Genomic DNA, 20,988 nt, shown 5'->3' on the forward strand with positions numbered 1-20,988 from the left:
CCGGTGACTTCACCCAAATGATCGCCCTCAATCCTCGTCCATCTTCAGCGCCGCGATAAACGCTTCCTGCGGGATCTCGACCTTGCCGAACTGGCGCATGCGCTTCTTGCCGGCCTTTTGCTTTTCCAGCAGCTTCTTCTTGCGGGTGGCGTCGCCGCCGTAGCATTTGGAGGTCACGTCCTTGCGCAGGGCGCGGACGGTTTCGCGGGCGATGATCTTGCCGCCGATGGCCGCCTGGATCGGGATCTGGAACAGGTGGGGCGGGATCAGTTCCTTCATCTTCTCGACCATGCCCCGGCCGCGCGTCTCGGCGCGGGCGCGGTGGACCAGCATGGACAGGGCGTCGACCGGCTCGGCGTTGACCAGAATGGACATCTTCACCAGGTCGCCGACCTTGTATTCGGTGATCTCGTAGTCGAACGAGGCGTAACCCTTCGAGATCGACTTCAGCCGGTCGTAGAAGTCGAACACCACCTCGTTCAGCGGCAGCTCATAGACCACCATGGCGCGGTTGCCGACATAGGACAGTTCGATCTGCTGGCCGCGACGGTCCTGGCACAGCTTGATAACCCCGCCCAGATATTCGTCGGGCGTCAGGATCGTGGCCTTGATCCAGGGCTCGGCGATGGTCTCGATCTGCATCACGTCGGGCAGGTCGGCCGGATTGTGCAGGTCCATCTCGGTCCCGTCGCGCAGGCCGATCTTGTAAACGACGGACGGCGCCGTGGCGATCAGGTCGAGGTTGAACTCGCGGCTCAGGCGCTCCTGGATGATCTCCAGGTGCAGCAGACCCAGGAAGCCGCAGCGGAAGCCGAAGCCCAGCGCCGCCGAGCTTTCCATCTCATAGGTGAAGGAGGCGTCGTTCAGCCGCAGCTTGCCGATGGCGGCGCGCAGGTCCTCGAAATCGGCGGCGTCCACCGGGAACAGGCCGCAGAAGACCACCGACTGGACCTCCTTGAACCCCTTCAGCGGTTCGGCGGTCGGCTTCTTCTCGTCAGTGATGGTGTCGCCGACGGCGGCGTGGGCCACTTCCTTGATCTGGGCGGTGATGAAGCCGACCTCGCCCGGGCCGAGCTGATCGACGGGCGTGTTCTTGGGCAGGAAGACGCCGACCCGGTCGATCAGGTGGGTCGAGCCGTTGCGCATCATCTTGACCCGCATCCCGGTCTTCAGCACGCCGTCGAAGACCCGCACCAGCACGACGACGCCGAGGTAGGGGTCGTACCAGGCGTCCACCAGCATGGCCTTCAGCGGCGCATTGATGTCGCCCTTGGGCGCCGGCAGCTTGGTGACGATGGCCTCCAGCACCTCCTCGATGCCAATGCCGGACTTGGCGCTGGCCAGGACGGCTTCGGAGGCGTCGATGCCGATCACGTCCTCGATTTGGGCGCGGACGCGGTCGGGCTCGGCGGCGGGCAGATCGACCTTGTTCAGGACGGGGACGATCTCGTGGTTGTTGTCGATAGCCTGATAGACGTTGGCCAGGGTCTGGGCCTCGACGCCTTGGGACGCATCGACGACCAGCAGCGAGCCTTCGCAGGCGGCGAGGCTGCGCGACACCTCATAGGCGAAGTCCACGTGGCCAGGCGTGTCCATCAGGTTCAGGATGTAGTCCTGCCCGTCGCGCGCCCTGTAGGTCAGGCGCACGGTCTGGGCCTTGATGGTGATGCCCCGCTCCTTCTCGATCTCCATGTTGTCGAGGACCTGTTCGGACATCTCGCGCGCGGTCAGGCCGCCGGTGTGCTGGATCAGCCGGTCGGACAGGGTCGACTTGCCGTGGTCGATGTGCGCGACCACGCTGAAGTTCCGAATGTTCGAGATAGGGGGAGTCGTCATCCGCGCGCCCCTATCATGCGTAAGCACTCGGGGCCAGTCGCACGGCCGATCTGTCGCGCGTCGGGCCGCATTACGGCTTTGCAACAAACCACTTCCGCGTTTGAGAACGGCTCTCGAACACGGTATGGATCGACCCCTTTCTCTCGACCGGCGCGAGCCGGCGATACGCTTCGCCTGCATCCGAGGAATTCCCCCGTGTCCAAGACGACCCGAACCGCTCTTCATGTCGGCGCCATGGCCCTTTCGGCGTTTCTGCTGGCGAGCTGCGGCGGGCACAAGGAGGAGAAGAAGGACGATGCGGCCGGCGGCTCGCGCCAGACCGTCAGCGTCGCGACCGTGACCCAGACCAGTCTGAGCCGCACCGTCAACGCCTCGGGCACCGTCTCGGCCTGGGAAGAGGTGCCGGTGGCGGCCGAGACCGGGGGCCTGACCGCCACGGCCCTGTATGTCGACGAAGGTTCCTATGTCCGTCAGGGCCAGCCGCTGGTGCAGATGAACGACGTCCTGCTGCGCGCCCAGTTGCGCCAGCAGCAGGCCCAGGTGCAGCTGGCCGAGGCCAACGCCGCCCGCGACGCCGCCGCCCTGGACCGCGCCCAGCAACTGAAGGAACGCGGCTTCCTCAGTCAGGCGTCGCTGGACACCGCCCTGGCCAATCAACGCTCATCGACGGCCAATCTGGCCGCCGCCCGCGCGGCCCTGTCCGAGACCCAGACGCGCCTGAGCCAATCGACCATCCGCGCGCCCGTGGGCGGGCTGATCATCAGCCGCAGCGTGACCAAGGGCCAGATCATCTCGGCCGGGACCGAACTGTTCCGCATGGTCCGCGACGGCCGGCTGGAGCTGGACGCCCAGGTGCCGGAGACGGAGCTGGGTCTGGTGCGCGCCGGCCAGTCGGCGACCGTGACCTCCAGCGAGGCGGGCCAGACGACCGGCTCGGTCCGCATCGTCACGCCCGAGGTGAACGCCACCAGCCGACTGGGCCTGGCCCGCATCTCGCTGGCGCCCGGCGCCCAGCTGCGGCCCGGCATGTTCGCCCGCGCCGAGATCGCGGTCAGCGACCAGGCGGCGCTGGTCGTGCCGGCGACCGCCGTCGTCTATCGGGAGGGCAAGCCGGGCGTCTATGTCGTCGTCCAGGGCGACGCCGTGCATTTCGTCCCGGTCACGGCCGGGGTGCGAAACGGCGATCGGGTGGCCGTGACCGGCGTTCAGGCCGGACAGCGCGTCGTGGTCCAGGGCGCGGGCTTCCTGGGCGAGGGCGACCATGTGACGGTGGCCCCGGCGGCGGCCCCTCAGGCTCAAGCGCCCGCGCCCGCCTCTGCCCCCGCCGGTCAGGCCGCGCGCTAAGGAACCGGACCGATGGGCTTTCAGAACATCTCGTCCTGGTCGATCAGGAACCCGATCCCCATCGTCCTGCTGTTCGTCGTCCTGACGATCGCGGGGACGATGAGCTATTTCAAGCTCCGCACCAACAACTTCCCCGACGTGGACCTGCCGGTCGTCGCCGTGACCGTGGTTCAGGCCGGCGCCGCCCCCACCGAGATGGAGACCCAGGTCAGCCGTCTGGTCGAGGATGCTGTGGCGGGCCTGGGGTCGGTCAAACACATCAACTCGGTGGTCAACGAGGGGGTGTCGACCACCTCCATCGAGTTCCAGCTGGGCGTGAACCTGGAGAAGGTCACGAACGACGTCCGCAACGCCGTCAGCGGCATCCGCCAGAACCTGCCCGCCGACGTGCAGGAGCCGATCGTCCAGCGCATCGAGTTCACGGCCATTCCCTTCGCCAACTATGTGGTGCGGGCGCCGGGCATGAGCCCCGAGGAGCTGAGCTGGTTCGTCGACAACACCGTGGCCAAACGCCTGCTGTCGGTGCGCGGCGTCAGCCAGATCAGCCGCGACGGCGGCGTCAGCCGCGAAATCCGCATCAAGCTGGACCCCGCGCGTCTCGCCGCCTCGGGCGTGACGGCGGCCCAGGTGTCGAACCAGCTGCGCGCCTCCAACATCAACCTGCCGGGCGGCCGGGGCGAGATCGCCGGCGAGGAACAGGCCATCCGCACCGTCGGCTCGGCCAAGTCGGTCGAACAGCTGCGCGAAACCCTGATCCCCATCGGCAGCCGCAGCGTGCGCCTGGGCGACCTGGGCCAGATCACCGACGAATGGTCCGAGCCGCGCGGCCGCGCCCGGTTCAACGGCCAGGAAGTGGTCGGCTTCGGCGTGTCGCGCGCCATCGGATCGTCCGAGGTGGACGTCTATGATCGCGTCAACGCCGAGATCAGGAAGCTGGATCAGGAGCGGGGCGACGTCACCATCGAGGAGGTGGCCAACACCACCACCGACGTCATCAACAACTTCCACGCCTCGGTCGAGACCCTGGTGCTGGGGGCGCTCCTGGCCATCGCCGTGGTCTTCATCTTCCTCAGGGACTGGCGCGCGACCCTGATCGCGGCGGTGGCCATGCCCCTGTCGCTGATCCCGACCTTCTGGGTCATGGACCTGACCAACCAGTCGCTGAACGTGGTGACGCTGCTGGCCCTGTCGCTGACCATCGGCATTCTGGTCGACGACGCCATCGTGGAGATCGAGAACATCGTCCGCCACATCCGCGACGGCAAACCGCCCTACCCGGCCGCCATCGAGGCGGCGGACGAGATCGGCCTGGCGGTCATGGCGACGACGGCGACCCTGGTGGCGGTGTTCGCCCCCACCGGCTTCATGCCCGGCATCGTGGGCCAGTTCTTCCGCAGCTTCGCCATCGCCACCTGCGTCAGCGTCCTGCTGTCGCTGTTGGTGGCGCGGACCCTGACGCCGTTGATGGGCGCCTATCTGCTGAAGCGCGACCAGGGCAAGGAGCATGGCGAGCCGTTCTGGATGGGGCCGTATCTGCGCGCCCTGAACTGGGCGCTGGGCGACGACTGGCGCAAGCGCCGGGCCGAGCATCACCCGCGCGCCGGCTGGTTCCGCCGCAAGGTGGCGGACCGGATGTTCGACCACCGCATCTGGGTTCTGGGCCTGGGAGTCCTGTTCTTCTTCCTGTCCATCTTCATGGCCAGCCGCCTGCCGGGCGAGTTCATCCCGGTCGAGGACATCTCGCGCTCCACCGTCACGGTGCAGTTCGCGCCGGGCGCGACCCTGGCCGAAACCGACCATGCGGTGCAGAGCATCAACCGCGAACTGCTGAAACGGCCCGAGGTGAAGTCGGTCTATTCCTCCGTCGGATCGGCCACCGTCAACTTCGGCCCCGGCGGCGGCGGCTCGTCGGGCGAGGTCCGCAGCGCCAATCTGACCGTCAACCTGGTCGGGCGCTGGGACCGCAAGCTGAGCCAGCAGGAATTCGAACGCGAGATGGGTCCGATCCTTCGCAAGACGCCGGGCGCGCGGGTGCAGTTCGGCACGTCGGGCGGCGGCGGCGGGTCCAGCCTCTTGTCCATCGCCCTGGTCGGCGACGATCCGACCGTGCTGGAGCCGGCGGCCGCCAAGGTGGAGCGCGAGATGCGCAACATCCCCGGCCTGTCGAACGTGGTGTCGTCCGCCTCTCTGGTGCGGCCAGAGATCCTGGTCACGCCGCGCGCCGACATCGCCGCCCTGCAAGGGGTGTCGACCCAGGACATCAGTCAGGTCGCGCGCGTCGCCACCCTGGGCGACGCCGATCAGCTGCTGCCCAAGTTCAACCTGGGCGACCGCCAGGTGCCGATCCGCGTCATGCTGACCGAACAGGCGCGCTCGGACCTGGCGGTGCTGGAGAATCTGCAGGTGCCGACGGCGTCGGGCCACACCGTGCCCCTGTCGGCGGTGGCGGACATCAGCTTCGGCGCCGGGCCGAACCAGATCAACCGTCTGGACCGCCTGCGCGTGGCCAACATCACCGCCGAGCTGAGCGGCCTGACGCTGAGCCAGGGGACGCAGGCGGTGAACGCCCTGCCCTCCATCAAGGACCTGCCGCGCGGGGTCAGCCAGAAGCCGTCGGGCGACGCCGAAAGCTTCCAGGAACTGGGCACGGGCTTCGCCTTCGCCATCGTGACGGGCATCCTGCTGATGTATGTCGTGCTGGTCCTGCTGTTCAAAAGCTTCTTCCACCCGATCACCATTCTGGCGGCGCTTCCGGTGTCGTTCGGCGGGGCCTTCTTCCTGCTGCTGGTGACGGGCAAGTCGCTGTCCATGCCGGCCCTGATCGGCATCATCATGCTGACCGGGATCGCGGCCAAGAACTCCATCCTTCTGGTCGACTACGCCATCATGGCGATGGAGAAGGGCATGAGCCGCCACGACGCCCTGATGGACGCCGCCCACAAGCGGGCGCGGCCGATCATCATGACGACCATGGCCATGGGTCTGGGGATGCTGCCCATCGCGGCGGCCTTCGGCGAGGGGACCGCCTTCCGCTCGCCCATGGCCATCGCCGTGATCGGGGGGCTGATCACCTCGACCGCCCTGTCGCTGCTGTTCGTGCCGGTGGTGTTCAGCCTGATCGACGGCATGAAGCGCCGCCTGGAAGGCCGGCTGGACAAGATGTTCCACGGCCAGCACGGGCATGAGGAGGCGGCGGCCGGAGACGACCGGCCCGGCTGATCCGCCGCCCTTGACGAAACGACGAAGGCCCGGCCGGAGCGATCCGACCGGGCCTTTTTCATGTCGCGACGACCGGGCGAGCGGACGGGTCGGATGGCGGGCCGATTCATCACGACGCACGCGACGAGGCACGACGAACCTGCCCCGCCGCCGACACAGCGCCCAAGGAAAAGGGCCGGCCGGTTTCCCGGTCGGCCCTTCGCCGTTCAGCCGTGGAGCCGAGCGATCAGTATTTGACCTTCAGCGTCACGCCCCAGGTGCGCGGGGCGCCCAGATAGGCGTTGTAGGTCGCCGTGTCGGTGGCCTGATTGTAGTAGGTGCCGTTCGCCTGCGGCGTCGTGACATTGGCGAAGGCCGTGCCCTGCAGCGGGGCGGCGAAACCGACCTGGGTGTATTTCTCGGCCAGCAGGTTCTGGGCCCAGACGTCCACGGTCCAGCGTTCGTCTTCCGACCCGATCGACACGCGGCCGTTGACCACCGTGAAGGCGTCCTGATGCTTGTAGGGCAACAGGTCCGAGCCGGTGTTGTAATCGGTCGAATATTTGGCCGACAGGTTGAACCCGCCGCGCAGGCCGCCGCCCAGCGAGCGGTCGAAGGCCAGGGCGCCGGTCAGCGACCATTCCGGGGCGAACGAGGCGCGCGCGCCCGGCAGCAGCGACAGCTGCGGGAATCGGCCGGGGCTGGACAGGTCGCCGGCGCCGAACTGGCCGTATTTGGCGTCGGTGTAGGTCACGCCGCCCTGGAACGACAGGCCCTCGACCGGGGTGAACCAGACCATGTCGGCGTCGACGCCGCGCGAGGTCAGTTCCGGGATCGATTCCACCACGAAGGCGGTGCCGAGGAAGGTGTTCAGCTGGAAGTTCTCGAACTTCTGGTCGAAGTAGGTCAGGTTCAGCAGCATGGTGCGGTTGAACAGGGTCGTCTTGACCCCCGCCTCATAGCTGTCGACCGTCTCGGCCTTGAAGAACAGCGAGGCGTCCGGCGTCACGCCCGTCTGCACCCGGTCCATATTGTAGCCCGCGCCCTTGTAGCCGCGCGCATACGAGCCATAGACCATGATCGAGGGGTTGAAGCGGTAGGACGCCTTGATCGTGCCGGAGATGTCGCTGTCGCTGAACTTCTCCTGGATGCGGCGACCGTCGTACTGCGGGTTGGACCAGGGCAGGCACAGCAGGCCCAGCGCCGCCGCCGGTGTGGCGACATTGGCGGTGCCGGGGATCGGCGAGACCGTGCGGTTGGCCGGGTTCTGGTTGGCCAGGGCGCCGCCGCAAGCCGCGCCGTTGCTGCCCAGATTGTCCTGCAGGCCCAGAAGACGCTTGCTGTCATAGGTGTAGCGCAGGCCCAGGTTGATGTCGAAAGCCTCGCTCACCTTCCAGGTGTTGTTGGTGAACAGGGCCACCGATTCCGACTTCTGAGAATAGTGGTCTTCATACGCCTTGCCCGCCGCGAAGGTCGGGGCGGCGGCGCTGGGCGGCACCGCGCCGATCACGCACAGAGGCTGGCCCGCAGCAGCGCCGGCGGTGCCGACCAGGAAGCCGTTCGGATTGGTGAAGCAGCCCAGACGCGAGGGGCTGGGACCGCCCACGGCCGCCGGCAGCGAGGCCGTCAGCAGCAGGGAGGCGAAGGCGTTGTAGTCCGAGCCATAGACGTAGTTGTCGTCGCGATAGACCGTCTCGCGCGTGGCGAACATGCCGACCAGCCAGTCGAACTTGTCCGTCGTGCCCGCCAGACGCAGTTCCTGGGTCAGGTTGCCGACGCCATAGCCGTTGGAGCCGTCGTTGGCGCGGTACAGGATGTCGGCGCCGGTGTAGTCCAGGTCCATCCCCTGCTGGAACGACCAGTCGCGCCACGAAGTCAGCGAGGTCAGGGTGGCGTTGATGCTGGGGAAGTCGACGGTGGCTTCCGCCGACAGGCCCATGTCCTCGATCTCCTGCGGCGTCTCGCGGTTCGAATAGGCCAGGCGCGAGAAGGGCACCGTGCCGAAGCCGGCGGAAGGCGAGGCCTGACCCTGGCCGTTCGGGGCCGTCAGGGCGGCGATGAAGGCTTGGGACGGGCCGACGCGGGTCTGCACGGCGACGCAGCAGTATTCGTCGCGCTTGGTGTAGTCGGCGATCAGGCGGATCGAGGCGTTGTCGCTGGGCAGGATCAGCAGCTGGCCGCGCGCGGTCCAGTAGTTCTGGTTCTGGTCGTCCTTGCGGGTGTTCGGGCCGTCGCCGTTGTTGACGTCGTAGAAGCCGTCACGCTCGCGGTGGGCGACGAACAGGCGGCCGGCGACCTGATCGGTCAGCGGCCCCGTGACCGAGACCGAACCGCCCCAGGCGCCGTAGTTGCCGCCGGTCAGCTCCGCCGAGATCGACGGATCGAACGACGGGCGCTCGGTGATGATGTTGATGACGCCGGCCGAGGTGTTCTTGCCGAACAGGGTGCCCTGCGGTCCCTTCAGAACCTCGATGCGGCTCAGTTCGCCCAGGTCGCCGAAGCCGACCGAGTTGCGCGAGCGATAGACGCCGTCGATCACCACGCCGACCGAGCTTTCCAGACCGGGGTTGTCGCCGACGGTGCCGGCGCCGCGGATGCGGACGGTGGTGGAGGCTTCGGACTGGGTCGAGGTGACGGTCATGCCCGGCGTCAGGATCTGCAGATCCTTGATGTCCTGGACGCCCGCGCCCTGCAGCAGTTCCTGCGACAGGGTCGTGACCACGATCGGCACGTCCTGCAGGCTCTGTTCGCGCTTCTGGGCGGTGACGATGATGTCGTCGACCGAGGCGGGCGCTTCCTGGGCGGCGGCGGCCCCGGCGAAACCGAAGGCGACGGCGCCGATCACGGCGGCGGCGGACACGGTGGTCCTGAGTTGAAGATTGCGGCGCATTGGCGTCCTCCCGGCTGAAGCCGCGACGCCTGGAGCGATCACGGCGTTTCCTGTTCCCATCGACGTCCCCTTCTTGGGGGATCGTTCGTTATCGCTAGGCTAAGCGCGCTTCGCCGCCACCGACAAGCGAGCGTTGTCCGCCGCGACGATTTTTCGCCTCACATCCGCCTTTGTGTGTCGAGGAAGCGACAGAAAACCCTGACGTTAGGTCATGTTTTGCCCGGTTTTCGGCCCCGGAGGCTCCACTCCGGGCTTCAGGACCGCAGGATCGGGCCGCCGCGCACGCCCCGCCAGGCCCAGCACCCCGGCCGCCGCGATCGCCGACAGAATCGAGCCGCCGATGACGCCCAGCTTGACCTCGACCTGTTCGGGGCTGTCGACCGCGCCGGGAAAGGCCAGGACGCCGATGAACAGGCTCATGGTGAAGCCGACGCCGCACAGCAGCGACACCCCATAGACCTGCAGCCAGCCGGCCCCCGACGGCCGCGCTCCGATCTTCAGCGCCGAGGCCAGCCAGGCGGCGCCGAACACGCCGACCTGTTTGCCGAGGAACAGACCCAGGGCGATGGCGACGACCAGAGGCGCGAACGCCTGCTCCAGCGTCAGGCCCGCGAAGGAGACGCCCGCCTTGGCGAAGGCGAACAGCGGCAGGACCAGAAAGGCGGTCCACGGATGCAGGGCGTGGATCGCCGCCTTCAGGGGGCTGTGGCCGCCCTCGACGCGCGGCGGGATCGGCACGATCAGGGCGAAGGCCACGGCCGTCAAGGAGGTGCTGAGGCCCGACCGGATCGTCAGATACCAGACGACAGCGAACCCCAGAATCCAGACGGGCGCGGGGATGCGGACGCGGCGCGCGACGACGGCGCCCGCGATCAGGACCGCCGCGGCCCCCAGCAATGGAAGCCAGTGCGTCCCCTCGCTGAACAGCAGCGCGATCAGGACGATGGCCCCCAGATCGTCGACGATGGCCAGGGTCAGAAGAAAGACCCGCAGCGACGGCGGCAGCCCCCGCCCCACCAGGCCGAACACGGCCAGGGCGAAGGCGATGTCGGTGGCCAGCGGAACGGGCCAGCCGGCGTGGGGCGCGCCGATCAGGCCGGACAGCGCCAGATAGACCGCCGCCGGCCCCGCCATCCCGCCCAGCGCCGCCAGGACCGGCGTCGCCAGCCGCCGGGGATCACTCAGTTCGCCGCGCACGATCTCGTATTTGATTTCCAGCCCCACCCCGAGGAAGAAGACCGCCATCAGCCCTTCCTTGATCCAGTCGGAGATCGTCTCCTCCAGCCGGATCGGGCCGATCTGGATGATGTGAGAGGACTTCAGCCAGCCGAAATAGTCCGCCGCCCAGGGCGAGTTGGCCACGATCAGGGCGGCGACGGCCGCCAGCGCCAGGGCCGCGCCGGATGCGGCCTCGGTCCTGAGGAAATCGAGAGTCAGTCTGCGCGCCACGTCGGCCTCCAAAAGGAAGTTTCGTCGTGACGCCAGGTTATCGACGGGCGTCGGACCGGATTCGCAGCCCATAGGAGCGCGCCGGCCTGGCCGCGCGGGGCGACCTGATGGCTGAGGCCAGAATAGCGAACTCGGCCCGGCCTCGCCACCCTTTCAGGCGTCCTTCCGGGGCGTCCGCAGGACGAACCCGGAACCCAGGAGAGCGTCTGCGGCGCTTGACGCGGCCGGCGTTCGCCTCGTCCCCCTGGGTTCCGGGTTCTTCGCGATGCTCAGCCCCGGAATGACGCGGTAAAGGTTGCACTCCTCCCCTCGGACACGCACCTAGCCGGTCATGCCCGTCTCCCCCGCCTATCGCCCCGAACCGCGCTTCTTCGATCTGGGCGCCGACTACGCCGATGCGGTTCAGGCCGCCGACTTTCCGCAGACGATCCTGCGGTTCCGCAACGACCGCGCCGCCGCCGAGGTGGGGCTGGAGGGACTGAGCGACACCGAATGGGTCGCCGCCTTCGGACGGTTCGAGCCCCTGCCCGGCCAGCCCGGCCCGGTCGCCATGCGCTATCACGGGCATCAGTTCCGCCATTACAATCCCGATCTGGGCGACGGACGCGGCTTTCTGGCGGCGCAGATGCGGGAGACGCCTCGCGCTCAGGCAGCGAGCGACCCCGTCGCGAGCGATAGCGCCCAAGGACGACTGCTCGACCTGGGCACCAAGGGCTCGGGCCGCACCCCCTGGTCGCGCGACGGCGACGGGCGGCTGACGCTGAAGGGCGGGGTGCGCGAGGTGCTGGCGGCGGCCATGCTGGAGGCGCAAGGCGTTCCCACCAGCCGCGCCCTGTCCCTGATCGAAACCGGCGAGGCGCTGGAGCGGGGGGACGAGCCGTCGCCGACGCGCTCCGCCGTCCTGGTGCGGCTGTCGCACAGCCATGTGCGGTTCGGGACGTTCCAGCGCGCCGCCTATCTGAACCGCCCCGACCAGATCGAGACCCTGATCGAACACGTCCGCAGCCTGTATCACCCCGACATCGCGCCCGGCGACGTTCCCGGACTGATGCAGGCGATCACCGCCGCCTCGGCCCGGCTGACCGCGCGCTGGATCGCGGCGGGGTTCGTGCATGGGGTGCTGAACACCGACAATCTGAACGTCACGGGCGAGAGCTTCGACTATGGGCCGTGGCGGTTCCTGCCCGCCTATCAGCCCGGCTTCACCGCCGCCTATTTCGACCACGGCGGCCTCTACGCCTTCGCGCGTCAGCCCGAGGCGGTGTTCTGGAACCTGACCCAGTTGGCCAGCTGTCTCGCCGTGGTGTCGGAGCCCAAGCGGTTGGCCGACGCCCTGAACGGCTTTGGTCCCGCCTATATCCGCGAACTGCGCGCCGCCTTCCTGATGCGGCTGGGCGTCCACAGCCTGGGCGAGGCGGCGGATCAGCGGCTGGTCGATGCGACCCTGGCCCTGCTGCGCGAAGGCGGCGAGGCGATGCGGTGGGAGCCGCTGTTCTTCGACTGGTTCGGCGGCTTCGCCTCCTCGGCCCGCGCCCTGTCGGGGCCGCGCGCCAAACTGTATCAGGGCGAGGCCTTCGACGCCTTCCGCTTCGCCCTGATGGAGCATGAGCCGGATCGGATCGAGCGGCTGGAGCATCCGATGTTCGCCGCCCGCGAGCCGGAGGAGATGCTGATCGACGAAGTCGAGACGATCTGGGCCGCCATCGCCGACGCCGACGACTGGGCGCCCTTCCAAGCCAAGCTGGATCGGTTGGAGGCGGCGCGTCTGGCCTGGGGCTTCACGGCCTGACGCCGAACCTTACGAAAGCTTCATCTCGTTTATCGATAATGTTCTTGCCCGTTTATCGATAAATCCATATCGATAGTCACCAAGGCGGTCGCGGAGGGCGACCCGAATGGAAGGGCTTTCGAGATGAAACTGATCGGCAAATATTCCGTCGCCAGCGCGCTGCGCTGGCTGCTGGGCTTGGTCAATGTGTTCGTGATGATCGGCGCCGTCGCCACCATCCTCGTCTTCCTGTTCACCCTGATCGTGCCCAGCTTCGGCGCAGGCCTGATCGACGGGCTGAAGGGCGCGAGCGCCGATCCGAGCAACACCTTGCAATGGACAGGTCGTCTGACCCTGCTGGGCGCGGCGATGGCCTGCGGCTTCACCTGGTGGATCATCAACCGGCTGCGGCGCATCCTGCTGTCGGTCAATCAGGGCGACGCCTTCGAGTTCGCCAACGTCAAACGCCTGCAGGGCGTCGGGTTCGGCCTGATCGGCATCCAGGCCACCGCCCTGTTGCTGGCCTTCGTCGCGCCCCGGGCCATCGGCCAGTCACCGTCCGACTATGACTTCGACCTGGGGTCCTGGCTGGGCATTCTGGTGGTCTTCATCCTGGCCGAGGTGTTCCGGCAGGGCTCGGCCATGCGCGACGAACAGCTGACCACGGTCTGAGGGCGCGTCATGATCCTGATCCAACTGGACCGTCTGCTGCTGGAACGGCGGATGTCCCTGACCGAACTGTCCGACCGCGTCGGCGTGACCCTGGCCAATCTGTCGATCCTGAAGACCGGCAAGGCTCGCGCCGTCCGCTTCTCCACCCTGGACGCCCTGTGCCGCGAACTGGACTGCCAGCCCGGCGATCTGATCGTCCAGACGGCGGGGCCGCAGCCGGAGGATTGAGCCGAAAGGAAAGCGTCATTGCCTCAATGTAAATGATACTTGACTCCCCATCTTTGCTTGTCGTAAAGCTCCCTTGTCACAACGACAGGGGAGCTTGTCATGAATATCTCTATCGAACCGACCCGCAAGACCGCCGGCGACAGCGCCGCCGTCGTGACCAGCCTTCTGGCGCTGGTCGTCGTGGGCGCGACCGTAAAAGCGCCCATGCCCTTCTGGCCCCAGGGTCTGGGCCAGCCGCCCGCCCTGGGCCAGGTCGTCCTGATCGCCGGCATACTGACGGGGGTGGTCGCCCATTCCGTCTTCTGGTGGCGCGATCTGGACGAGGCCGCACGTCAGGCCCATCGACGCGCCTGGTGGAGGGGCGGAAACCTGGGCATCCTGCTCGGCGCGGCCGCCCTGGCCGTCGCCTTGGCCCTGAACCTGCCGGTCGCGCCGGGGCCGATGGCGGGACGGCAGGAAGGCTGGGCCGTCTTCGGCTTCCTGTGCCTGCTGTTCGGTCAGGCCGCCGGCTATGGCGCGGCCTGGGTCGTCGAAAGACTGCGCGGATGAGCCGAACCTCCAATCGGGTTCGCGCCCTTCGCACCCTGCGGCGCCAGAGCCTGGCCCAGCTGGCCGAGCGCGCGGGGGTCTCGCGTCTGACCCTGCGCGCGGTGGAGGCCGGCCTCTATATGCCCTCGCTGACGCTGGCGGTTCGTCTGGCCCGCGTCCTGAACCATCCGGTCGAAGACCTCTTCGCCGTCTGATCCCCGGCGGCCTGTCGCCGCCCGAAACACCCTCAAACATCAAGGACCAAGACCATGACTCTCCAGATCGCTCTGGGGCGCGCCGCCTCGCGCCTGCAATCCATCGGCTTCGGCCTCGCCGTGGGCCTGGCCGCCAGCGCCGCCTTCCTGGCCGTGGACGCCCACGCCGCCGAAACGCCCGCCGCCCCCGCCCCCATCGCCCGCGCGCCCGGCGACGGCCCGGCCCTGTGGGCCATCCGCGACGCGGACTCGACCGTCTATCTGTACGGCACGGTCCATATGCTGAAGACCGGCGCGGCCTGGGGCTCGGACAAGGTGGACGCCGCCTTCGACAGCGCCTCGGACGTCTGGTTCGAAGTGACCGACCCCGACGACCAGTCCGCGCTCGGCCCCCTGTTCCAGCACTACGCCATGTCGCCGGACAAACCCCTGTCCAGCTGGCTGACCCCGCAGGAGCAGGCGACCCTGGACACGGCGGTTCGCGCCGTGGGCCTGAGCCCGCAGCAGATCGACCCCGCCCGCCCCTGGTTCGCCGCCCTGATGATCGCCACCGGCCCGTTGAAGGCCGCCGGCTTCCTGCCGGAAAACGGGGTCGAGCTGAACCTGCGCGCCCGGGCGCTGGCGGCGGGCAAGCCCATCCACGGGCTGGAGACGCTGGACCAGCAGATCGGCGGCCTGGCGCGGATGAGCGACGAGGGCCAGATCACCTATCTGCGCAACTATCTGGCGACCTATTCCACCGCCGCCGACCAGATGGAGCGCACCGTCAAGGGATGGAGCGCGGGGGATGTCGCGGCGATGGACCGCTTCGCCTTCGAGAACGGGCGCGGCATTTCCGAAGAGGTCCACCAGATTTTCCTGGCCCGGCGCAACGCCGACTGGGCGGACCAGATCGAGACCCTGCTGAAGGGTTCGGGCGTCAGCTTCATCGCCGTCGGCGCCGCCCATCTGGCGGGCGACGACAGCCTGCAACAGCTCTTGGCGGCCAAGGGGATCGTCGCCGTCCGGCAATAGATACAGAGGCGGGGCGGCCGGAACTTCGGGCCGCCCCGTCAGGCTGTAACACAAAGTCATCAACTGATGTCATCAATTGATGTCATCGATGGATGACAAACATCGGAAGCGCCGCTATATCCCCTCCTGCGAACGGCGACATCCTTCCGATTTCGCGGCTGTCACGAACCAGGCCCGCCCGATGACCACGACCACCCTTCCCGCCACCCAGGCCCGCAGCCGCGCCGCCTATCGCAACATCGCCCTGTGGACGCTGCAGGGCTGGATCGCGATGTTCTTCATCGCCGCCGGCTACGCCAAGCTGACCGAGCCGATGACCAATCTGATCAATCTGATGGGCTGGCCCGCCGTCGCGCCCGAGAACATGGTGCGCGGCCTGGGCATGGTCGAGGTGGTGCTGGCGCTGGGCGTGCTGAGCCCGCTGATCTCCTGGCGCGTCGGCCGCCCGCTGCTGCTGACCGCCACCGCCGGCCTGATCGTCATGGAGACGGCCATGCTGGCCATCCACGCCGTCAATCACGACATCGCCCTGGCGGCGGTCAACGCCGTCCTTCTGGCCTTCACGGTTCCGGTGCTGCTGGGTCGCCGCCGGGCCTGACAGGCCGACACGTTCGAGCGCCGGACGTTCTCCCCCCTCCATCCGGCGTTTCGCGCCCGGAACCGTCCCCCCGGTTCCGGGCATTTTCTTTGCCGCCCGTGAGAGCGGGACTTGGGCGAGAGGGTTCGTCACGACGATCACAACGAGTTCACGGCGCGCACGACGAGATCGCACGGGCGTCGTCGTGCGCGTTGTAATGAACGCCTTTCCATAAGGCTCGCTGGCGCGGGCGGAGCCGTTCCCGATGCCCCGCCGAAAAAGCTTACCCTTACGTGCGCGTAAACTCTTCCCTTTACGTGCGGGTAAAGTTATGGTCGGCCCATGGCCACAGCCGACGATCACAGAACCTATTCCATTCGCCAGCTGTGCCGCGAGTTCGGCGCCACGGCCCGCGCGCTTCGTTTCTATGAGGACAAGGGGCTGCTGACCCCCGCGCGCAAGGGCCAGACGCGGGTCTATGACGCCCGCGACCGCGCCCGGCTGAAGCTGATCCTGAGGGGCCGCCGCATCGGCTTCACCCTTCAGGAGATCCAGGACATGATGGATCTCTACGATCAGAAGGACCACAACGTCCACCAGATGGCCGTGGCCTTGGTCCGCCACCGCGCCCAGATCGCGGCGCTGAAACAGCAGCTCGAAGACATCGAAGGCGCCATCGAGACGGCGGAAACCGCCTGCGCCTGGATGGAGTCCAAACTGTCCGAACACCGCCCCGACCTGCTTCCGGGCGCGGAAGACTATGAGCGGCTGTTGAAGTCGCGCCTCAATCACGACCATCACCCCTTCAAAGCAAGAGCGTAATCCATGGCCTACAAGGCGCCTGTCCGCGACTTCACCTTCATCCTGAACGAAGTGCTGGAGATCGACCGCTACACCAACCAGCCGGGCTTCCAGGACGTCTCTTCGGATCTGGTCGACCAGATCCTGGAAGAGGGCGCAAAGTTCGCCGACGAGGTGATCGCCCCGATCAACAATCCGGGCGACAAGGAAGGCTGTCACTGGGCCGAGGGCGGGGTCGTGACCGGACCCAAGGGCTGGAAGGAAGCCTATAAGGCCATGTCGGAAGCCGGCTGGATGGCGCTGGCCGCCGACCCGGCCTATGGCGGTCAGGGGATGCCCAGCGTGGTGGCCTCGGCCTTCGGTCAGATGACGGCGGGCGCCTCGGCCGCGTTTTCGATGTATCCGGGCCTGACGGCGGGCGCCTATGCGGGCATCCACGCCAACGCCTCGGAAGAGCTGAAGCAGAAATACCTGCCCAAGATGGCGACCGGCGAATGGTCGGGCACCATGAACCTGACGGAGCCTCAGTGCGGCACCGACCTGGGCATGGTCCGCACCAAGGCCGTGCCCAACGGCGACGGCTCCTATTCGATCACCGGCCAGAAGATCTGGATCTCGGCGGGCGAACACGACTTCTCGGACAACATCATCCACACGGTGCTGGCGCGCGTCGAGGGCGCGGCGCCGGGCATCAAGGGCCTGTCCCTGTTCGTCGTGCCCAAGTTTTTGGTCAATGAGGACGGGTCGCTGGGCGAGCGCAACAGGCTGGAATGCGCCGGGCTCGAACACAAGATGGGCATCCACGGCAACGCCACCGCCGTCATGCAGTACGACGGCGCCAAGGGCTGGCTGATCGGCGAAGAAGGCCGCGGCATGAACAATATGTTCGTGGTGATGAACGAGGCCCGCCTGGGCACTGGCCTGCAGGGCCTGGCCATCGGCACCGCCGCCTATCAGGCCGCCGTGGAATTCGCCAGGGACCGCCTGCAAGGCCGTTCGCTGACCGGGCCGAAGAACCCGGACGGCCCGGCGGATTCGATCATGGTCCACCCCGACGTGCGCCGGATGCTGCTGGAATCCCGCGCCTTCGTGGAAGGCGGCCAGGCCTTCATCCTGTGGACCGCGCTTCACGCTGATCTGGAGAAGTCCGAGGACGCGGCCGTGGCGACCAAGGCCAAGGATTATATGGGCCTGCTGACGCCGGTGCTGAAGGCCTATCTGACCGACAAGGGCTTCCACGTCGCCTCGCTGGGGATGCAGGTCCACGGCGGCTCGGGCTACACCGAACACTTCCCCGCCTCGCAGTATCTGCGCGATGCGCGGATCACCATGATCTACGAGGGCACCAACGGCATTCAGGCGCTGGACCTGGTGGGCCGCAAACTGCCCGCCAACGGCGGTCGGGCCATCATGACCTGGTTCGGCGAGATCGACGCCTTCGTCGCCGAGAACGGCGGCAACGAGGCCATCAAACCCTTCGTCGACGGCCTGGCCGACGCCAAGGCCAAGCTGCAGGACGGCACCATGTGGCTGATGCAGAACGGCATGGCCAACCCGGACAACGCCGCCGCCGCCTCGACCGATTATCTGAACGTCTTCGGCCTGACGGCGCTGGCCTATATGTGGGCTCAGATGGCCAAGGTGGCGCAGGCCAAGGTCGAGGCCGGTTCGACCGATCCCTATTATGCGACCAAGCTTCAGACCGGCCGCTACTTCGTCGAGCGCATCCTGCCCGACACGGAGGCCCATCTGAAGAAGATGAAGACCGGCGCCGACGTCCTGATGGCCATGCCGGCCGAGGCGTTCTGAGGACGCCGCACGAACATCTCCCTCCCCCTGCGGGGGAGGGTGGTCGAAGCGAAGCGGACACCGGGTGGGGGCGGCCATGCAATCCGCCCTCATCCTGCGACGCTTCGCCTTGCCGCCCCCACCCGGCCGCTGCGCGGCCACCCTCCCCGGACGGGGAGGGAGAAAGCCGGATCACCCGATGAACGTCCTCAACAGCCCCGACCCCGACTTCATGCGTGAAGAAGAGATCACCCTCTTCTCCGACAGCGTCGGCAAGTGGATCGACGAACACGCGCCGCTGGACAAGGTGCAGAAGTGGATCGCGGACTCGTCAGTCCCGCGCCAGCTGTGGAACGACGCGGGCGACGCAGGGCTCTTGGGCCTTTCCTTGCCCGAGGAAGACGGCGGGTTCGGCGGCGACTATCGCCACGAGGTCGTGCTGATGCGCCAGCTGGGCTGGAAGGGCGCGGACCACTTCGGCATCTCGCTGCACAATGCGATCGTCATGCCCTACATCTGGCATTACGGCACCGAGGAGCAGAAGCAGCGCTGGCTGCCGCGCCTGCAGTCGGGCGAACTGGTCGGCGCCATCGCCATGACCGAGCCGGGCGCCGGGTCCGACCTGCAAGGGATCAAGACCAGCGCCATCAAGTCCGGCAACGGCTATGTGGTCAACGGCTCCAAGACCTTCATCACCAACGGCCAGCTGGCCAATCTGATCATCGTGGTGGCCAAGACCGACCCCTCGCAGGGTTCGAAGGGCACGTCGCTGATCGTGGTCGAGACGGACGGGGCGGAAGGCTTCGAGCGCGGCCGCAACCTGCACAAGATCGGCATGGAGGCCAACGACACCTCCGAACTGTTCTTCAACGAGGTCAAGGTTCCCGGCGACAACATCATCGGCGGCGTCGAGGGCCAGGGCTTCGTCCAGCTGATGCAGCAGCTGCCCCAGGAACGGCTGAACATCGCGGTCCAGGGCGTCGCCGCCGCCGAGCGCGGGCTGGAAGCCACTCTCGCCTACGTCAAGGAGCGCAAGGCCTTCGGCAAGTCGATCCTGGACTTCCAGAACACCCAGTTCAAACTGGCCGAGGTCAAGACCAAGCTGACCGTCGCCAAGGTCTTCGTCGACCACTGCATTTCTCTGCACCTGAAGGGTCAGCTCGACGCCGCGACCGCCTCCATGGCCAAATACTGGGTGACGGACATCCAGGGCGAGACCATCGACGAGATGCTCCAGCTGTTCGGCGGCTATGGCTATATGAACGAATACCCCATCGCCCAACTGTACAAGGACGCCCGCGTCCAGCGCATCTACGGCGGCACCAACGAGATCATGAAACTGCTGATTGCGCGGACGCTGTAAACCCCCTTTCCTTGTCATCCCCGACGAAGCGCAGCGAAGATCGGGGACGGGGACACAGCACACCACTTGACCACTCCCGGACAACCCGCAAGGGTTGAGCCGGGAGACGGCGTCATGACGAACTGCTTCTATGTCTATCTGCTCGCCAGTGGCCCGTGCGGCTATCTTTATGTCGGTGTGACGAACGACATCGTGCGACGGGTGGCCGAGCATAAATCGGGACTGATCCCCGGCTACACCGCCGAACGCGGCATCGACCGATTGGTCTGGTACGAAACCCATCAATACATCGACCAGGCGATCCTGCGGGAAAAGCGGATCAAACGCTGGTTGCGAGACTGGAAGTTCGCTCTGGTCGAGAAGGATAATCCGCAGTGGCTCGATCTTTATGGGGCGTTGCAGGCCAGGGCTGAGCCCGGTTCGGCGGGGCCGACCGGGCTGGGATAAGTGACAGCGGCGTTCCGTCCCGGCTCTTCGCTTCGCTACGGCCGGGATGACAAGTGCTGGCGTGCAAGTCATGTAGGGGCATGATCCGCCTTCACGTCACCTCCCCCCTCGCCGCCGCTGCGCCCGTCGCCCCGACGCTGGACCAGTCGCGCTATCTGACGCAGGTGATGCGGTTGAAGGCGGGCGATGACCTGTTGGCGTTCAACGGGCGCGACGGCGAGTGGCGCTGCACCATAGCCGAGGTGCTGAAGAAGGGCGTCATCCTGCGGGCCGAGGAACAGGTGCGGCCCCAGAGCTTCGGCCCTGATCTGGAGCTGATCGTGGCGGTGGTGAAGAAGGCCCGCGTCGAGACCATCGTGGAAAAGGCCGCCGAACTGGGGGCGCGGCGGGTGCGGCTTGTCCTGACCAAACGCACCAACGCCGACCGCATCCGCCTGGACCGGCTGGACGCCATCGCCGAGGAGGCCGCCGAACAGACCGGGCGTCTGGACGTGCCCGCCGTGGACGATCCGATCCGGCTGGACGCCCTGCTGGACGGCTGGGAGGCCGGAAGACGGCTGATGTTCTGCGACGAAACGGGCGGGGCGCCGGCGGTGGCGGCCCTGACGGCGGCCGGCCAAGGCGCCCAGGATCGAAAATGGTCCATCCTGATCGGGCCGGAGGGCGGATTCTCGCCGGAAGAGGGCGAACGGCTGCGATCCCTGCCCTTCACCACCGCCCTCTCGCTGGGCCCGCGCATCCTGCGCGCGGACACCGCCGCCATCGCCGCCATGACCCTGTGGCAGGCGGCGGTCGGCGATTGGGACCGTTAAATACTCCGCGCATCCTCTTGAGGAACGCCGCATTAGCCGCCATCTAGCCGCGACAGCA

The 20,988-nt window shown here is 67.3% G+C and carries 17 protein-coding genes; 14 read left to right on the forward strand and 3 right to left on the reverse strand.

What is annotated here, in order from left to right:
* Positions 1-27: 27 nt before the first annotated feature.
* A complete protein-coding gene (lepA, locus tag SH203_RS08570) occupies positions 28-1,836 on the reverse strand; it encodes a translation elongation factor 4 (protein ID WP_087120456.1) in 1,809 nt (602 codons plus the stop codon).
* A gap of 195 nt (positions 1,837-2,031) precedes the next feature.
* Between lepA and SH203_RS08575 the strand changes: the two genes are divergently transcribed.
* Both SH203_RS08575 and SH203_RS08580 read left to right on the forward strand, forming a co-directional pair.
* Entirely contained in the window at positions 2,032-3,180 is a 1,149-nt protein-coding gene (locus SH203_RS08575; RefSeq protein WP_234989437.1) for an efflux RND transporter periplasmic adaptor subunit, read from the forward strand.
* 12 nt (positions 3,181-3,192) lie between these two features.
* Positions 3,193-6,399 carry an efflux RND transporter permease subunit gene (locus SH203_RS08580; RefSeq protein ID WP_087120458.1) on the forward strand — a complete coding sequence of 1,069 codons (3,207 nt, stop codon included), beginning with the start codon at positions 3,193-3,195 and terminating at the stop codon, positions 6,397-6,399.
* A 226-nt stretch (positions 6,400-6,625) separates the two neighbouring features.
* Here SH203_RS08580 and SH203_RS08585 read toward each other — a convergent pair whose 3' ends face one another.
* Complete coding sequence (locus SH203_RS08585; RefSeq protein WP_087120459.1) at positions 6,626-9,268, reverse strand: TonB-dependent receptor; 2,643 nt, start codon at positions 9,266-9,268, stop codon at positions 6,626-6,628.
* Between the two features lie 204 nt (positions 9,269-9,472).
* A complete protein-coding gene (gene nhaA / locus SH203_RS08590; RefSeq protein WP_087120671.1) occupies positions 9,473-10,717 on the reverse strand; it encodes a Na+/H+ antiporter NhaA in 1,245 nt (414 codons plus the stop codon).
* Positions 10,718-11,048: 331 nt separating this feature from the next.
* Here nhaA and SH203_RS08595 point away from each other — a divergent pair, with 331 nt between their 5' ends.
* From SH203_RS08595 to SH203_RS08650, 12 genes are all read left to right on the forward strand, one after another.
* Entirely contained in the window at positions 11,049-12,506 is a 1,458-nt protein-coding gene (locus tag SH203_RS08595) for a protein adenylyltransferase SelO family protein (RefSeq protein WP_087120460.1), read from the forward strand.
* Positions 12,507-12,629: 123 nt separating this feature from the next.
* Positions 12,630-13,157, forward strand: coding sequence for a DUF2975 domain-containing protein (locus tag SH203_RS08600; protein WP_087120461.1), 528 nt, complete (start codon positions 12,630-12,632; stop codon positions 13,155-13,157).
* Positions 13,158-13,166: 9 nt separating this feature from the next.
* Complete coding sequence (locus SH203_RS08605) at positions 13,167-13,385, forward strand: helix-turn-helix transcriptional regulator (RefSeq protein WP_087120462.1); 219 nt, start codon at positions 13,167-13,169, stop codon at positions 13,383-13,385.
* A 99-nt stretch (positions 13,386-13,484) separates the two neighbouring features.
* Positions 13,485-13,934, forward strand: coding sequence for a hypothetical protein (locus SH203_RS08610; RefSeq protein WP_087120463.1), 450 nt, complete (start codon positions 13,485-13,487; stop codon positions 13,932-13,934).
* On the forward strand, positions 13,931-14,128 hold the full coding sequence (locus SH203_RS08615; RefSeq protein WP_087120464.1) for a helix-turn-helix transcriptional regulator: 198 nt from the start codon (positions 13,931-13,933) through the stop codon (positions 14,126-14,128). Before SH203_RS08610 ends, SH203_RS08615 begins: the two co-directional genes overlap by 4 nt.
* A gap of 54 nt (positions 14,129-14,182) precedes the next feature.
* Positions 14,183-15,142 (forward strand): TraB/GumN family protein, encoded by a 960-nt coding sequence (locus SH203_RS08620; RefSeq protein ID WP_087120465.1) that lies wholly within the window; start codon positions 14,183-14,185, stop codon positions 15,140-15,142.
* Between the two features lie 181 nt (positions 15,143-15,323).
* On the forward strand, positions 15,324-15,740 hold the full coding sequence (locus SH203_RS08625; protein WP_087120672.1) for a DoxX family protein: 417 nt from the start codon (positions 15,324-15,326) through the stop codon (positions 15,738-15,740).
* A gap of 321 nt (positions 15,741-16,061) precedes the next feature.
* On the forward strand, positions 16,062-16,541 hold the full coding sequence (locus tag SH203_RS08630; protein WP_087120466.1) for a MerR family DNA-binding transcriptional regulator: 480 nt from the start codon (positions 16,062-16,064) through the stop codon (positions 16,539-16,541).
* Positions 16,542-16,544: 3 nt separating this feature from the next.
* Complete coding sequence (locus SH203_RS08635) at positions 16,545-18,329, forward strand: acyl-CoA dehydrogenase C-terminal domain-containing protein (RefSeq protein ID WP_087120467.1); 1,785 nt, start codon at positions 16,545-16,547, stop codon at positions 18,327-18,329.
* A 178-nt stretch (positions 18,330-18,507) separates the two neighbouring features.
* Positions 18,508-19,671 carry an acyl-CoA dehydrogenase family protein gene (locus tag SH203_RS08640; RefSeq protein WP_087120468.1) on the forward strand — a complete coding sequence of 388 codons (1,164 nt, stop codon included), beginning with the start codon at positions 18,508-18,510 and terminating at the stop codon, positions 19,669-19,671.
* A gap of 114 nt (positions 19,672-19,785) precedes the next feature.
* Complete coding sequence (locus SH203_RS08645) at positions 19,786-20,118, forward strand: GIY-YIG nuclease family protein (protein ID WP_087120469.1); 333 nt, start codon at positions 19,786-19,788, stop codon at positions 20,116-20,118.
* An 80-nt stretch (positions 20,119-20,198) separates the two neighbouring features.
* On the forward strand, positions 20,199-20,930 hold the full coding sequence (locus SH203_RS08650) for a 16S rRNA (uracil(1498)-N(3))-methyltransferase (RefSeq protein WP_087120470.1): 732 nt from the start codon (positions 20,199-20,201) through the stop codon (positions 20,928-20,930).
* The last annotated feature ends 58 nt before the right edge of the window (positions 20,931-20,988 follow it).

It is taken from the genome of Brevundimonas sp. SH203 (genome assembly GCF_002157625.1).
Taxonomy (GTDB): Bacteria; Pseudomonadota; Alphaproteobacteria; order Caulobacterales; family Caulobacteraceae; genus Brevundimonas.